The sequence below is a fragment of the Pseudanabaena sp. UWO311 genome (genome assembly GCF_006937785.1).
Classification (GTDB): Bacteria; Cyanobacteriota; Cyanobacteriia; order Pseudanabaenales; family Pseudanabaenaceae; genus Pseudanabaena.
In genome coordinates this window covers 169,605-184,317 of sequence record NZ_SJEE01000005.1, presented here as the reverse complement: position 1 = coordinate 184,317, position 14,713 = coordinate 169,605, and the positions used below count along the sequence as shown (strand labels likewise).

At 42.9% G+C, this 14,713-nt stretch carries 13 protein-coding genes and 1 pseudogene; 6 read left to right on the top strand and 8 right to left on the bottom strand.

Annotated elements, in window-relative coordinates; genetic code table 11:
* Nucleotide 1: 1 nt before the first annotated feature.
* From PseudUWO311_RS06640 to psaA, 4 genes and pseudogenes are all read right to left on the bottom strand, one after another.
* On the bottom strand, nucleotides 2-430 hold the full coding sequence (locus PseudUWO311_RS06640; protein ID WP_142654408.1) for a DUF5615 family PIN-like protein: 429 nt from the start codon (nucleotides 428-430) through the stop codon (nucleotides 2-4).
* Nucleotides 427-800 (bottom strand): annotated as a pseudogene (locus PseudUWO311_RS24840) (DUF433 domain-containing protein). The gene PseudUWO311_RS06640 and the pseudogene PseudUWO311_RS24840 overlap by 4 nt, the downstream one beginning before the upstream one ends.
* 94 nt (nucleotides 801-894) lie before the next feature.
* Entirely contained in the window at nucleotides 895-3,111 is a 2,217-nt protein-coding gene (psaB, locus tag PseudUWO311_RS06630; protein WP_142654407.1) for a photosystem I core protein PsaB, read from the bottom strand.
* Nucleotides 3,112-3,136: 25 nt separating this feature from the next.
* Nucleotides 3,137-5,389, bottom strand: coding sequence for a photosystem I core protein PsaA (gene psaA, locus PseudUWO311_RS06625; RefSeq protein ID WP_142654406.1), 2,253 nt, complete (start codon nucleotides 5,387-5,389; stop codon nucleotides 3,137-3,139).
* A 474-nt stretch (nucleotides 5,390-5,863) separates the two neighbouring features.
* On the opposite strand from psaA, the gene PseudUWO311_RS06620 reads away from it, so the two are divergent.
* From PseudUWO311_RS06620 to PseudUWO311_RS06610, 3 genes are all read left to right on the top strand, one after another.
* Nucleotides 5,864-6,904, top strand: a complete 1,041-nt coding sequence (locus PseudUWO311_RS06620) for a transaldolase (RefSeq protein WP_223807470.1) — start codon at nucleotides 5,864-5,866, stop codon at nucleotides 6,902-6,904.
* 167 nt (nucleotides 6,905-7,071) lie between these two features.
* Nucleotides 7,072-8,691, top strand: coding sequence for an AAA family ATPase (locus tag PseudUWO311_RS06615; RefSeq protein WP_142654450.1), 1,620 nt, complete (start codon nucleotides 7,072-7,074; stop codon nucleotides 8,689-8,691).
* A 34-nt stretch (nucleotides 8,692-8,725) separates the two neighbouring features.
* Nucleotides 8,726-9,100 (top strand): DUF1257 domain-containing protein, encoded by a 375-nt coding sequence (locus PseudUWO311_RS06610; RefSeq protein WP_142654405.1) that lies wholly within the window; start codon nucleotides 8,726-8,728, stop codon nucleotides 9,098-9,100.
* Between the two features lie 39 nt (nucleotides 9,101-9,139).
* On the opposite strand, the gene PseudUWO311_RS06605 is transcribed toward PseudUWO311_RS06610, so the two are convergent.
* A complete protein-coding gene (locus PseudUWO311_RS06605) occupies nucleotides 9,140-9,322 on the bottom strand; it encodes a hypothetical protein (RefSeq protein WP_142654404.1) in 183 nt (60 codons plus the stop codon).
* 303 nt (nucleotides 9,323-9,625) lie between these two features.
* Between PseudUWO311_RS06605 and PseudUWO311_RS06600 the strand changes: the two genes are divergently transcribed.
* Both PseudUWO311_RS06600 and PseudUWO311_RS06595 read left to right on the top strand, forming a co-directional pair.
* Nucleotides 9,626-10,171 (top strand): CAP domain-containing protein, encoded by a 546-nt coding sequence (locus PseudUWO311_RS06600; RefSeq protein WP_142654403.1) that lies wholly within the window; start codon nucleotides 9,626-9,628, stop codon nucleotides 10,169-10,171.
* Nucleotides 10,172-10,229: 58 nt separating this feature from the next.
* Nucleotides 10,230-10,829, top strand: coding sequence for a pseudouridine synthase (locus PseudUWO311_RS06595; protein ID WP_142654402.1), 600 nt, complete (start codon nucleotides 10,230-10,232; stop codon nucleotides 10,827-10,829).
* Here the strand turns inward: PseudUWO311_RS06595 and PseudUWO311_RS06590 are convergent.
* The 3 genes from PseudUWO311_RS06590 to PseudUWO311_RS06580 form a co-directional block, all read right to left on the bottom strand.
* On the bottom strand, nucleotides 10,788-11,522 hold the full coding sequence (locus tag PseudUWO311_RS06590; protein WP_142654401.1) for a lipoate--protein ligase family protein: 735 nt from the start codon (nucleotides 11,520-11,522) through the stop codon (nucleotides 10,788-10,790). The genes PseudUWO311_RS06595 and PseudUWO311_RS06590 overlap by 42 nt on opposite strands.
* Before the next feature lie 58 nt (nucleotides 11,523-11,580).
* Nucleotides 11,581-12,045, bottom strand: a complete 465-nt coding sequence (locus PseudUWO311_RS06585) for a YbjN domain-containing protein (RefSeq protein ID WP_103667314.1) — start codon at nucleotides 12,043-12,045, stop codon at nucleotides 11,581-11,583.
* 158 nt (nucleotides 12,046-12,203) lie between these two features.
* Nucleotides 12,204-12,812 carry a DUF2808 domain-containing protein gene (locus tag PseudUWO311_RS06580; protein ID WP_223807469.1) on the bottom strand — a complete coding sequence of 203 codons (609 nt, stop codon included), beginning with the start codon at nucleotides 12,810-12,812 and terminating at the stop codon, nucleotides 12,204-12,206.
* A gap of 251 nt (nucleotides 12,813-13,063) precedes the next feature.
* Between PseudUWO311_RS06580 and guaA the strand changes: the two genes are divergently transcribed.
* Complete coding sequence (guaA, locus tag PseudUWO311_RS06575) at nucleotides 13,064-14,614, top strand: glutamine-hydrolyzing GMP synthase (RefSeq protein WP_142654449.1); 1,551 nt, start codon at nucleotides 13,064-13,066, stop codon at nucleotides 14,612-14,614.
* Nucleotides 14,615-14,713 lie beyond the last annotated feature (99 nt).

Genomic DNA, 14,713 nt, shown 5'->3' with positions numbered 1-14,713 from the left:
TTTATCCTAAATAAAAATTCAAGATACTAACAATAATTAAGGAATAAAAAATACGACCAGCCCTTAAATAGTTATCTATATCAAGACTAATTTCTATCAAACTAGCCACACATTTTTCTCGATACACTTTCTCATCAAGTCGATCCACATTACTAATGGTCACAACTGGAAGACTGATATCTGTATTTCTTTCACGAACTGTCTGCTCTAAAGAAGTTTTTCCCTTCATATTTCTATTAGCAGTAATCAAAATCATTTGACTTTGTTGAGCAAAATCCCAGACAACTAGATCGCTACTATCACGAGGTAAACCCACATCCTCAAATTGCAGAAATTTAATTTGTATTAGCTCCAGCCAACCTTCAGAGGCAACAACATCCCAAAGGATTAAAGATTTACCTTTGAGATTGTAATCAATTAAAAACTTCATGCCTCAGTGGCTAGTCTAGCTTTCCAACTTTGCAGTTTTTCCCATGCTTTTTTATTTTCAGGTTTAGAATCGCGTTTAGTGACTTGAGCAAATCTCTCTTTATTAATTTCTTCCCAATAATGTCGATTTACCACAGATTCTTGCAAAATCTGTTGATATTCCGCCTCAACCTGCTCATGATGATTTTCAATATAGGCGATCGCTGCATTAAATTGTTGATCAGTAATATAAAAAAATAATTGCGAATTAACTTTACAGGATAACCAGCATGAATATAATCCATCAAATCATACAGAGTAATCCGAGTACCATTAATACTAAGTCCTCTTTCTGTACGGACAATATCTGACTTGTCTTGAATAGCTGTCATATTCGCCACTCTTATAAATATTAGATATTATAGCTTTTACAAAAAAATCCCCCACATTGCTGTGAGGGATTTTTTATTTAACTCGCAAGCTAGATTAACCGAAAGCCGTTGCTGTTGAGGCGATCAAGAAGGCTGCATACGTGAGTATGTATCCAATCGTGAAGTGAGCCAAGCCAACCAAACGAGCTTGAACGATGGAGAGAGCCACAGGCTTGTCTTTCCACTGAACCAAACTTGCAAGAGGTGTGCGTTGGTGCGCCCATACAAGGGTTTCGATCAATTCTTGCCAATAACCACGCCAAGAGATCAAGAACATGAATCCAGTTGCCCAAACTAGGTGTCCGAAGAGGAACATCCAAGCCCAAACAGAGATATTGTTCATGCCATAGGGGTTATAGCCATTGATCAACTGAGCAGAGTTGAGCCATAGGTAGTCACGGAGCCAGCCCATGATGGTGACCGAGGATTCGTTGAACTGAGCAACGTTACCTTGCCATACACCGAGGTGTTTCCAGTGCCAGTAGAAGGTTGTCCAACCAATGGTATTCAACATCCAGAACATAGCGAGGTAGAAGGAATCCCATGCCGAGATATCGCAAGTACCGCCACGACCAGGGCCGTCGCAAGGGAAGCTGTACCCGAAGTCTTTCTTGTCTGGCATAAGCTTAGATCCACGAGCATCCAACGCACCCTTAACCAAGATCAAGGTGGTGGTGTGTAGACCTAGAGCGATCGCATGGTGAACCAAGAAGTCGCCAGGACCAATTTGAAGGAACAACGAGTTGTCTCCAGCATTAATTCCAGCTAACCAACCAGGTAGCCAAGCAGCACCAGCATTTGAAGGAATGCTTGAAGCATTGGAAAGCAATACATCAAAACCATAGAGAGCCTTACCGTGAGCGGCTTGAATCCACTGTGCGAATACAGGCTCGATCAAGATTTGCTTTTCTGGAGTGCCAAACGCTTGCATTACATCGTTATGAACGTAGATACCAAGAGTGTGGAAGCCTAAGAAAAGAGATACCCAGCTAAGGTGAGAGATGATCGCTTCTTTGTGCTCAAGCATACGTGCAAGCACATTGTCTTTGTTAGCTTCAGGATCGTAGTCACGAACGAAGAAGATCGCACCGTGAGCAAATGCACCGACCATCAAGAAACCAGCAATATATTGGTGATGAGTATATAGAGCAGCTTGAGTGGTGAAGTCCTTAGCGATAAACGCATAGGAAGGCATCGAGTACATGTGCTGAGCGACTAATGATGTGATTACACCCAAAGAAGCAAGAGCCAAGCCTAGTTGGAAGTGCAAGGAGTTGTTGATTGTGTCATACAAGCCCTTGTGTCCAGCGCCTAACGCACCGCCGAAAGGAGTGCCTTTAGGAGGATTGTGAGCATTCAAGATTTCTTTGATACTGTGACCAATACCAAAATTAGTACGGTACATGTGACCAGCAATGATGAACAATACAGCGATCGCCAAGTGGTGATGCGCGATGTCAGTCATCCAAAGAGACTCAGTTTGAGGATGGAAACCACCAAGGAAAGTCAAGATTGCAGTACCAGCACCTTGAGATGAACCAAACACATGACCTGCAGTATCAGGATTCTGAGCATATACGCCCCAGTTGCCTGTGAAGAAAGGCGCAAGCCCTGCTGGATGAGGAGGAACGCTCAAGAAGTTGTCCCAACCGACATGAATACCGCGAGACTCAGGAATCGCAACGTGAACCATGTGACCAGTCCAAGCCAAAGAGCTAGCTCCGAACAAACCAGCCAAGTGGTGGTTTAGACGAGATTCAGCATTCTTGAACCAAGAAAGGCTAGGACGGAAACTAGGCTGTAAGTGCAACCAACCTGCAAAAAGCAGAATCGATGCAAATACTAGCATCCAGATAGCACCAGTAAATAGTTCAGCGTTGGTACGCATACCGATGGTGTACCACCAGTGGTAAACACCCGAATAAGCGATGTTTACGGGGCCAGCAGCATCAGTTTGAGTGAATGCTTCAACAGCCGCCTTACCGAAGTGAGGATCCCAAATCGCATGGGCGATCGGACGTGTGGTGAGAGGATTTTGAATCCATTGCTCGAAGTTACCCTGCCACGCTACGTGAAACAGGTTGCCAGATGTCCACAGGAAGATGATTGCCAAATGACCGAAGTGTGAAGCAAAAATCTTTTGGTAAAGACTTTCTTCAGTAACACCATCGTGACTTTCAAAATCGTTCGCTGTGGCGATCGCATACCAGATCCGACGGGTTGTTGGATCCTGTGCGAGAGCCTGGCTAAACTTAGGAAATTTCGTTGCCATAATTACTTCAATTTCTCCGTTAATATTAGCCAAGTGCACCGTAACGGGCTAGGAAGAATGCCCAAGTTGTGGCAATTCCACCTAATAGGTAGTGAGCTAGACCCACAGCACGACCTTGAGTGATGCTCAAAGCGCGAGGAGAAATAGCTGGAGCAACGTTGAGCTTGTTATGTGCCCAAACGATTGACTCAATTAGTTCTTGCCAGTAACCACGGCCACTGAACAGGAACATAAGGCTGAAAGCCCAGATGAAGTGAGCGCCCAAGAAGATCAAACCGTAAGCCGACAATGCCGAACCGTAGGATTGAATAACGTTGGAAGCTTGAGCCCACAAGAAGTCACGCAACCAACCGTTGATGGTCAATGCACTCTGTGCAAAGTTACCGCCAGCCATGTTAGTGATTGTGCCACTTGCGTCAACAGTACCGAAAATATCAGACTGCATTTTCCAAGAGAAGTGGAAGATTACAACTGAGATACAGTTGTACATCCAGAAAAGACCGAGGAATACGTGATCCCATGCCGAAACTTGACATGTGCCACCACGACCAGGACCGTCGCAAGGGAAGCGGAAACCAAGTTCAGCTTTGTCTGGAACCAAGCGAGAGCTGCGGGCATAAAGCACGCCTTTCAGCAAGATCAAGACAGTAACGTGAATGGTAAACGCATGGATGTGATGAACCAAGAAGTCAGCAGTACCAAGAGCCATGTGAGCCATTGCAACTTTGCCACCAACTACAAGAGTGTCGCCACCGAAGATGGGGCTAACGCCAGAAGTTGCGTAAGGAGCAGTTGAACCAGCAGCAGCAGCATGGATACCTTGAACCCAGTTAGCGAAGACAGGCTTCAACTGAATTGCGGTATCGGAGAACATATCTTGAGGACGACCCAATGCACGCATAGTGTCGTTGTGGATGTAAAGACCAAAGCTGTGGAAGCCAAGGAAGATACATACCCAGTTAAGGTGAGAGATGATTGCATCGCGTTGGCGCAACATGCGATCGAGCAAGTTGTTTACATTCTTAGCAGGATCGTAGTCACGAACCATGAAAATGCCAGCGTGAGCAGCAGCACCACAGATACAGAAGCCGCCAATCCACATGTGGTGTGTAAATAGCGAAACTTGGGTAGCGTAGCTAGTGGCAATGTAAGGATAAGCAGGCATCGCGTACATATGCTGAGCGACGATTATGCTCAATGAGCCCAACAAAGCCAAGTTAACTGCTAGTTGTGCATGCCAAGAAGAGGTCAAAATTTCGTATAGACCCTTGTGACCTTCGCCAGTTAAAGGTCCCTTGTGAGCTTCAAGGATTTCCTTCATGCTGTGACCGATACCAAAGTTGGTGCGGTACATGTGTCCAGCGATGATGAAAAGTGTCGCGATCGCAAGGTGATGGTGAGCTTGGTCAGTTAGCCACAAAGAACCAGTTTGAGGATTCAATCCACCTTTGAATGTCAAGAAATCTGCATAAACACCCCAATTCAATGTGAAGAAAGGTGTTAGACCCTGAGCAAAGCTAGGGAAGATTTTTGCCATTAGCTCAGGATGGAAAATAAACTCATGAGGTAAAGGAATCTGATCCGCTGGTACGCCCTTATCAAGGTAATAGTTGATAGGAATCGATACATGGATCTGATGTCCAGCCCAAGAGAGTGAACCCAAACCGAGTAAACCAGCCAAGTGGTGGTTCATCATCGATTCAGCATTCTTAAACCACTCAAGTTTAGGAGCTGCCTTGTGGTAGTGAAACCAACCAGCGAAGAACATTAAACCAGCCATCACCAAACCGCCAATTGCGGTGCAGAGGAGTTGATACTCCGTGGTGATACCAGATGCTCTCCAAAGGTGGAACAAACCAGAAGTGATTTGAATACCTTGGAAACCGCCGCCAACATCGCCGTTCAAGATATCTTGACCGACAACATTCCAGACCACTTGAGCGCTGGGTTTAATGTTGACTGGATCGGCAAGCCAACCAGTGTAGTTGGAGAATTTTGCGCCGTGGTAATACATACCACTGAGCCAGATAAAAATAATACCTAGATGCCCAAAGTGAGCAGAGAAGATCTTACGAGCAGTATCTTCTTCGGTTGTGAAACTGTCAAAGTCATGCACATTGGCATGAAGATCCCAAATCCATGTGGTTGTCTTTGGACCCTTCTTTAAGGTGCGATCAAAGTGACCAGGTTGTCCCCACTTCTCGAAAGAAGTAGGTACTACGTCACGATCAACCGATACCTTTACCTCTGTGTCTGGCTTTTGAGGAGTCATTGTCATGTAAATTTTCCTCTCTCAGACTGTTAAGACAAAGTAGATTAAACGATTAGGCTAGTTCTCTCATAGTGCTGAATCTATAAATGAGATAAGTACTGCTTTAATAAGAGAACCTAAGCCACGATGACGTAATTATAGATTTACGTTTGTGTCGCTCTAGAGTCTTTGTAACAATTGTTTAGAATGTCTCTATTTTGCTCAATCCTTTGCGCTGCAATAAATTGAGATGTACAGTTTTGCTTTGCAAAGTAAAAAGTCTTTGAGATTTTCTTAACAAAACTTTATTAAATGTTTGAATTTTATTTACAGCTATTGTCATGAAGCTTGAGTTAGATCAAAGCAAATAATCTTATTTGCTTTGTAAGGGTAAATGGGTTGCCAAGCAACCTTTTTACTCTTTGATCTTGTAATTACTCTAAAGGTTTCAAAAGTCTCAAAGCAGTTGAGGCTAAGATAGGCTAGCAAAGGTAGCCAGTAATGACTGGCGCTATGGAGGATATTATGCCTAGTGATTTGCCCAAAAGTTTTCTCGATCAGTTACGTGAAATGACAGTTGTGGTTGCCGATACAGGTGATATCCATGCAATTGAGATGGTAAAACCTCAAGATGCAACCACAAACCCTTCTTTGATTACGGCAGCTGCCCAAATGCCGCAATATCAAGAAATTGTCGATGAAACTCTCCTTGAAGCAAGAACTGAACTTGGCAAAGATGCTAAGCCTGCTCAAGTGGTTTCTTTGGCTTTCGATCGCTTGGCGATCGCATTTGGCATGAGAATTTTACAAACTATCCCAGGGCGAGTTTCGACAGAAGTGGATGCAAGGTTGTCTTATGACACGGCTGCAACTTTAGAAAAAGCACATTATTTGATTTCGCAATATGAAGCTCATGGTATTTCTCGCGATCGCATTTTGATCAAAATCGCGTCAACATGGGAGGGGATCAAAGCGGCGGAATCACTAGAGAAAGAAGGAATTCATTGCAATTTGACCTTATTGTTTGGGTTGCACCAAGCGATCGCCTGTGCCGAAGCGGGGGTAAAGTTAATTTCGCCTTTTGTGGGACGAATTCTTGATTGGTACAAAAAAGATACGGGTCGCGATGGCTATGCAGCCGCCGAAGATCCAGGTGTATTGTCCGTCTCAAAAATTTATAACTACTATAAAAAGTTTGGGTATAAAACTGAAATTATGGGTGCGAGTTTTCGCAATATGGGCGAGATTGTGGAACTTGCAGGCTGTGATTTATTAACAATTTCTCCTGCTTTGCTGGATGAGCTGCATCATACTCAAGGGGAACTAGTACGTAAACTCGATCCCGCGATCGCATCTCAGTCTGATGTGGTCAAGATCCCTATGGATAAAGCTACTTTTGAGGCGATGCACGTAAGCGATCGGATGGCATCTGAGAAACTTGACGAAGGCATCAAAGGATTCTCTAAAGCTCTAGTCACTTTAGAGGAGTTACTAGCTGAGAGACTAGCCAAACTTGAAGAACCTGTACTCGCGACAGTTTAAGTTTGTGGATTTTCAAAAATGGCAACGCCATTTTTGAAAATCCACAAACTTTATTGGGTTTGATTTTTAATTATCGAAAGTGTAGTCACACTTTCGATAATTGTTCTAAAAAATTAGGTAGGGTGGGCATTGCCCACCCTAATTTGTTAATTGCTATACTTGCCAATATGTCGCCACAATTGCCAATAGATCCCATATTTTCAAGCAAAAGTAGAGTTTATCAAGCTCTGATAGAGCAGTTTGATTTGTTGCTCCGCGCCAAATATCCGCTTATATATATAGTTACTGCCGAAGAAGAGCCAGTCGAAGATGTTTTGTCAGAGGTAGCTCTACAATCTAGCCCTAGCCGCAGGATATTGTTTTGGGATATAGCAAGAGGCTGGAGTGACAATAACGCCGATAAAGGATCGGTGATGGCGGCTTTGTCTCGGATAGCTCAACGGGATAAGGCAACTAAGGATGGTGATAACGTTTTGTACATACTGAGGGATCTACATCCAATCCTGAAATATCCCCATCACGATCGCCATATTCCAATTATTCGCGAACTTAAAAACTTAGCTAGGGATCTCAAACTTGATCGTCGGACGATTGCACTAACTAGTCATGTACTAGAGATTCCTCCCGAATTAACCGAAGAAATTACCGCGATAGATTTTCCTTTGCCTGCGATCGCAGAAATCGAATATTTAATCAAACAAAAGATTTCGTCTAATAAACTCAATTTGTCAAACTTGGCTTGGGAGCAACTGGTCAAAGCTTGTCAGGGTCTAAGTAGAACAAGGATTCAAAGGGTGTTAGCTAAAGCGATCGCTGAAAAAGAGCAAGTAAATGATTCAGATATAGATGCGGTATTAGCTGAAAAACAGCAAGCAATCAGGCAAACAGGCATCTTGGAATTCTTTACAGTTAATGAATCGCTAAAAAATGTTGGTGGGTTAGATAATCTTAAGCAATGGGTACGAATTCGTCGAGATGCCTTCACAGAAGAGGCGAAACGCTATGGTATCCCCACGCCAAAGGGTGTTTTATTGGTTGGTATTCAAGGTACTGGTAAGTCACTATCGGCGAAGACGATCGCAAATGAATGGCGATTACCATTATTGCGTCTTGATATTGGGCGACTATTTGGAAGTTTTGTGGGGGAGAGCGAGAGTCGGATGCGGCAAATGATTCAACTTGCTGAAGCAACTGCACCCTGCGTCTTGTGGATCGACGAGATCGATAAAGCTTTTGGTAATGCGAATATTTCAGTAGATGGAGACTCTGGAGCTAGTCGTCGCGTATTTGGAACATTAATCACATGGATGCAGGAAAAAACAGCCCCAGTTTTTATTGTTGCCACGGCTAATAATGTAAGGATTTTGCCAGCCGAACTGTTGCGAAAAGGTAGATTTGACGAGATATTCTTTTTGAATTTACCCACTGAGTCTGAACGCCAAGAAATTTTTAAGGTGCATTTACAAAAATTGCGCCCCAGCCGATTGCGTGAATTTGATCTGTTTTTATTAGCTCGACACACCAAAAATTTTAGCGGCGCTGAAATAGAGCAAGTCATCATTGACGGTATCCATCGAGCCTTTGGACGAGGTAGCAGTGGCAATCGTGAAGACTTCACTACCGAAGATATCATTAGTGCGATCGAGGAGACAGTGCCATTAGCCGCGATCGCCTCACAACAGATCGAATCTCTCAAACAATGGGCTGCTGAGTCTGGTGCTAGGACTGCATCAAATGATGAACAATTACTTCAAGAATTACGAAAGTTTGCAATTAACCTAGAATAGAGAAAATGGCAGACGCGCTCTATTCTCAAATTTTATGTCTCACTTCACCACGATCGCCATTGAAATCAAAAATGGTGACTTGCTAGAACAAGCGCTCCAATCGCTGGGCTATCCTGTCAAGCTAAACACTTTAGTGCGCGGATACCTTGGTGACACTACTACAGCCAATTATGTAATCCCTATGCCTAATGCCTATGACATTGGCTTTCGGAAAGCAGGCGATCGCTATGAACTCATTGCTGATATGTGGGGCGTAGCAATGAATGTCGAGGAATTTCTAGGAGAACTTAATCAGCAATATGCGGCTAGAACTGTTTTAGAGAGTGCCACTCAACAGGGATTTGTGATTGAGCAGCAAGAAGTATTAGAAGACGGGACTGTGAGAATTGTGATTGGGCGATGGGCATAATTTACAAAAAGCTTACTTCGCAAGCTTTTTGTAAGAATTTTAGTCGGAATTGCGGAATAAGGTTAAAACTGGTACACAGGCTCCAAAGCATGAGGCGATCGCCCCAATTCCTGAAAAGATATGAGGAGCTTGAACATACTTAACTATTTCGTCTGTAGCGAGAGGCAATGTTGCGAGCAGCACACACGACACACCTAAGCGAACTGCTAGTTGATGAATCATGTTTAATACTTGAATTCTACATTTTTGAATCTATGGATATCTCACACTAGGTTGACTAAAGGGGATCGTCATCTATAAATAGAGTGATATATCGATATTGAAACCTAGGATGAATGTCAATTTATATGAAGATAGAGAGCGCGATCTCATGCTCCCTTCCCTGTGAATGATTAGTGGGAAAGGAGTGGTTTTTAAAATCAATATTTTTTAGTCTGTAATTTAAGGGCTTTAATATGGGAACCCTTAGAGGAAGGTAAAGTCAATAATCATGTGTATTTATTCACAAGTTTCGTAACTAATTTTATGAAATCAACTTTTTTAGTCTGTTGTAGCCTTTTGACGTTTGGGGGGGTAATTGCGATCGCACCTAATCTGGATGCGACATCTTTAGCTAAGCAACAAAACCAGATTTCACCAATACGGTCTACTAATATAAGTCAAAGTACTAATCGGGGCAGTTTTGAAACTGAGTTGCTCAAGCTAACTAACTTAGAACGCCAAAAAGTAGGCTTATCACCTCTTAAGCTTTCGTCACAATTGACAAAAGCTGCTCAGTCCCATGCGAGAGATATGGCAAGAAATAACTACTTTAGTCATACGGGGCTTAACGGTTCCAGTATGGCAGATCGTGCTAAGGGGACTGGTTATAAATATTTCGCGTTAGGTGAAAATATTGCTGCAGGGAAAGCAACACCTGAAGGGACGATTCGGCAATGGATGAATAGTTCTGGGCATCGCGCTAATATTCTCAATAGTAGATTTACTGAAATTGGCTTTGGATATGAGAATGCGCCAAACTCTCGCTATCGACACTATTGGGTACAGGTGTTTGGTTCACCTCAACGCTAGGCTATAGCTATAGAATAAAAAAGCTCGCGAAGCGAGCTTTTTTATTATCAAAAAATCTATGAGCGATCGCCAATATATTCTTTTCAATAAGCCCTATGGTGTGCTCTGTCAGTTTACTGATGACAGTATATCTCCGCGCCCAACTTTAAAAGAATATATAGATATCCCTGAAGTTTATTCAGTAGGTCGCTTGGATTTTGATAGCGAAGGATTATTGCTGCTGACTAATGATGGACAGTTAAAGCATCGTTTAATCGATCCCCAGTTTGAACATTCACGAACTTATTGGGTACAGGTAGAGAAAATTCCTACAGAAGAGGCTTTGCAAAAGTTACGCAATGGGATCATGCTCAAAGGCTATCAGACTAAACCTGCGATCGCTAAGTTATTAGATACCGAGCCAGACTTACCAGAGCGTAAGCCTCCCATTCGCTTTCGAGCCAGCATTCCCACAGCTTGGTTAGAACTAAAATTAACAGAAGGGAAAAATCGTCAGGTTAGAAAAATGACAGCAGCAGTGGGATTCCCTACTTTGCGCTTAGTAAGGGTAGCGATTGCCCATTTAAGCCTAGCGAATCTGAATGTTGGTCAATGGCGAAATTTGACTCAAACAGAACTACAAGAACTCCGCCTGAAAGTAATCCCGGGCAGACTGTGATAGAACATCTATGAGTTTTGCTGTTATGTCTTTATGGTTATTCCATGCAAGTTCTTGGTACCCAACAATGGGAACTTCCGCTTGAAATAGCTCCGTTAGTAGCTTGTAGTTTGGAGCGATCGAGATTGATCCATGCTGCAATACTGAATTGTGACGATAAACTTGAGCGCTACCAACGAGTTTGCGTCCATCGGCAATTACTAAGTCCGCATTGGTTGCCGTAGAGAAGCAACTAGGATTATGAATATAGCCCCGACCTGCTTTTCCATAGCTTAGATTAACCCCCAATTCGGCAAAACCTTGGATTAGAAATCCGCTGATATATTCATAGATCTCACGATGCGAGCGCTTTCTGCCAAAGGTATTATCTTCAAACTCCCCAGCTTGATCCCCACCAATATCAGCGCTGGTGATCAATGCATAGGTAAGATCTCCTTGATGAAGTACAGCACGACCCCCACTCGGACGACGAATGATGTCGAGATTATGTTTTTGAGCGATCTCATTCCAGCGAATAGGATATTGCTTTTGATTAAAACCTAAGGAAATCGCAGATGGACTCCAGCGATAAAATCGTAAAATCGATGGCGATTGAGGATCTTGGCTATGGCGATCAAGCAAAGAATTATCAAGAGCCATTTGTAGCTTTCCCGATATTTCAGAATAAGGAAGAAGCTCCCATAGTTTGTTCATGAATTTATAAAAATTGTAAGAAAGCACCCAAACGGTGCTTTCTTACTAAAACACAGTTCTAAACGCCAAAATTTTCTTTTAATACTTCATCATTTTCATCGGCGATCGCTGCCACAATCGTGATGATCCGTGAGATTTCTGCAGGTGAAAGGTCTTCCACAGAGCGTGAACACAACACCAAAACTTGATCATTCTGGATCGCATACCGAGCTTCAAATGTATCAGCAGCATTTTTTTCCAAAAGCCAGCGTGTCATTTTTGCTTCGTCTTTAAATGGGGCGGCAAGCACCGTCGAAAAAACCGTGAAGGTATCGTTAGGCTCAGTTCCAGTAATGTTGACAACTACTTCTACAGTGCCATATTGAAATTTCCACGTATCCTCGGTTTGGTTTTCAAGAGCCGAATTTTCAGCATCCATACTGGCAATGACAGTTTGGATCGTTTGCACAATGTGATTAGTCGGTGGTGCAAAACTAGATTCTGCTTCTACAGGAGTTATTGGCGATTCTGTTGTGAAGGTCATAGTTAAATATCTAGTTACTATCTGCCAATAGTGTATAGCAAACGTCAATGTTTTTCATAAAACACCCAATTGGGTGTTTTATGAAAGCGCTTTGCGAATTAAATAATTTGTTAAAACTAGTTGGGCGGGCAAAGCCCGTCCAACTAGTTTTAGATTCCTTAGTAACGCAAATCGTAGAAACTTAATCTGCCATAACCAAGAAATTGTGAATTTGGGCGATCGCCTTGTGGAAATGCGGTCACTCCAAACAGATAAACGCCATCATAGCGAGGATTACGGACTGGGCGAAGTCCCACTACTAGCTTACTGTTAAGCTCATTGCTCGCAGGTATTGGGGGATCAAAGGTAATTGTGATTTTTGGGCGATCACTATCTTGACGTGGCAAAATTTCAGTTTTACTGGAGATGGTAACTCGATCTCCTGATGGAGATTGCAAATAAGCAATTGTTTCATTGCTATAAAAATCAACCTTATCAAAGCCTTCTGTCTGAGAAATTTCTAACTTTTGTAGAGGCTCACCCATATTTTGTGGTAGTGCGATCGCAAAGTAATATGTCGCATTCCAAGAATAGATGCGATTTATAGTAGTCTCAGCACCCAAAAATAATGGCAATTGCACAAAATAGGTTTTGCCATCGCGTAACTGTACTGCTTCTGCTGAAGAAGTTAGAAAATTGCTGGAAGTAAAATTTTGATTGCTAACTGCAAAAACTGGCAGCGCCAAAATTGGCAGCAATGCGATCGCAGTCATAACTTTTTTACGCATTTTTTTCACCATAAGTACGTACCGTTTTGCTAGCATTGTAGGAATAGCTACTTTTTTCGCCGCGATAGGCTTACTGAAAGCCTTACGATCGCATTAAATGCTATCTCATTAAGATAGAGGTATCTACTGTGGTTTCTTCTCCTCCAACATCGTCGAATGTCTTACTAAATCTTGAAGGTGCGCTTTCATCTAGTATAAATTCATCCAGCCCAGATCCTGAAAGTACCACAGATAATATAACTAGTCGTTCAATGATTGCTATTCTTGATTTCGGTTCTCAGTACTCAGAGCTAATTGCTCGACGTATACGTGAGACACAAGTTTATTCTGAAGTTCTAACTTATCATATCTCAGCCGAAGATTTACTGAAGCTTAATCCTAAGGGGATTATCTTGTCAGGTGGACCGAATTCTGTCTATGACGATGGCGCTCCGCTATGCGATCCTGAGATTTTTAATTTGGGCATACCTATTTTAGGTGTTTGCTATGGAATGCAACTGATGGCAAAGCAACTCGGCGGCAAGGTCGAACTTGCTGAGCATGGAGAATATGGTAAAGCTGAACTGCAAATTGATGATCCCACAGATCTGCTAACTAATGTAGATACGGGCATCACGATGTGGATGAGTCATGGTGATTCTGTCATTGAATTACCTAAAGGATTTGAAATTTTAGCTCATACAGCAAATACTCCCTGTGCCGCGATCGCTGATCACCAAAAAAATCTTTACGGTGTTCAGTTCCATCCTGAGGTCGTACATTCCACAGGTGGGATGGCGATGATTCGCAATTTTGTCTATCACATTTGCAAATGCGAGCCAAGTTGGACAACTGATGCTTTTATCGAAAATTCAATTCGTGAAATTCGCGCTCAGGTTGGCGATAAGCGCGTTTTACTCGCACTATCAGGTGGTGTAGATTCTTCAACACTTGCCTTTCTATTGCATAGGGCGATCGGTGATCAACTCACCTGTATGTTTATCGATCAAGGCTTCATGCGTAAGCTAGAGCCAGAGCGTCTAGTCAAACTTTTTGAAGAACAGTTCCACATTAATGTTGTGTATGTTAATGCTCGTGAAAGATTTCTTGAAAGAGTTAAGGGTATTACCGAGCCTGAGCAGAAACGGAAGTTAATCGGCAGTGAATTCATCAATGTCTTTGAAGAAGAATCACAGCGATTAGGACCGTTTGATTTCCTTGCCCAAGGCACTCTTTATCCAGACGTAATTGAATCGGCTGACACTAACGCTGATCCTGTCACTGGTAAACGTGTTGCTGTCAAAATCAAGAGTCATCACAATGTGGGTGGCTTACCTGATAATCTTCGCTTTACTTTAGTGGAACCACTTCGCAAGTTGTTCAAAGATGAAGTACGGAAGGTTGGTACAGCGCTTGGACTTCCCGAAGAGATTGTGAAGCGTCAGCCATTTCCCGGACCTGGTTTAGCCATTAGGATTATTGGAGATATTACCAGCGATCGCCTGAATACTTTACGCGATGCTGATTTAATTGTACGCCAAGAGATCAATCGTGCAGGTCAATACAATAACCTCTGGCAAGCCTTTGCGGTGCTATTGCCTACCGTTCGTAGCGTGGGAGTGATGGGCGATAAGCGCACCTATTCCCATCCTATCGTGTTGCGTCTAGTTACTAGTGAGGATGGTATGACTGCGGATTGGGCAAGAGTTCCCTACGATCTATTGGAAACGATTTCCAATCGGATTGTCAATGAAGTGGAAGGTGTCAATCGCGTGGTTTTAGATATTACATCTAAGCCACCTGGCACTATTGAATGGGAATGAACCCTGATCAAAACTCAGTTATAGAGAGGTGCGGTGCTTTGCGCTGCACCTCTCTATAACTGAGTTTTAGCGACAGCTATAACAAATTTTGTACAGGAA

Excerpts from the sequence above, each read along its gene's own strand:
- PseudUWO311_RS06640 (WP_142654408.1), bottom strand. The coding sequence starts at position 430 with ATGAAGTTTTTAATTGATTACAATCTCAAAGGTAAATCTTTAATCCTT.
- psaB (WP_142654407.1), bottom strand. The coding sequence starts at position 3,111 with ATGGCAACGAAATTTCCTAAGTTTAGCCAGGCTCTCGCACAGGATCCA.
- psaA (WP_142654406.1), bottom strand. The coding sequence starts at position 5,389 with ATGACAATGACTCCTCAAAAGCCAGACACAGAGGTAAAGGTATCGGTT.
- PseudUWO311_RS06620 (WP_223807470.1), top strand. The coding sequence starts at position 5,864 with ATGACTGGCGCTATGGAGGATATTATGCCTAGTGATTTGCCCAAAAGT.
- PseudUWO311_RS06615 (WP_142654450.1), top strand. The coding sequence starts at position 7,072 with ATGTCGCCACAATTGCCAATAGATCCCATATTTTCAAGCAAAAGTAGA.
- PseudUWO311_RS06610 (WP_142654405.1), top strand. The coding sequence starts at position 8,726 with ATGTCTCACTTCACCACGATCGCCATTGAAATCAAAAATGGTGACTTG.
- PseudUWO311_RS06605 (WP_142654404.1), bottom strand. The coding sequence starts at position 9,322 with ATGATTCATCAACTAGCAGTTCGCTTAGGTGTGTCGTGTGTGCTGCTC.
- PseudUWO311_RS06600 (WP_142654403.1), top strand. The coding sequence starts at position 9,626 with ATGAAATCAACTTTTTTAGTCTGTTGTAGCCTTTTGACGTTTGGGGGG.
- PseudUWO311_RS06595 (WP_142654402.1), top strand. The coding sequence starts at position 10,230 with ATGAGCGATCGCCAATATATTCTTTTCAATAAGCCCTATGGTGTGCTC.
- PseudUWO311_RS06590 (WP_142654401.1), bottom strand. The coding sequence starts at position 11,522 with ATGAACAAACTATGGGAGCTTCTTCCTTATTCTGAAATATCGGGAAAG.
- PseudUWO311_RS06585 (WP_103667314.1), bottom strand. The coding sequence starts at position 12,045 with ATGACCTTCACAACAGAATCGCCAATAACTCCTGTAGAAGCAGAATCT.
- PseudUWO311_RS06580 (WP_223807469.1), bottom strand. The coding sequence starts at position 12,812 with ATGCGTAAAAAAGTTATGACTGCGATCGCATTGCTGCCAATTTTGGCG.
- guaA (WP_142654449.1), top strand. The coding sequence starts at position 13,064 with ATGATTGCTATTCTTGATTTCGGTTCTCAGTACTCAGAGCTAATTGCT.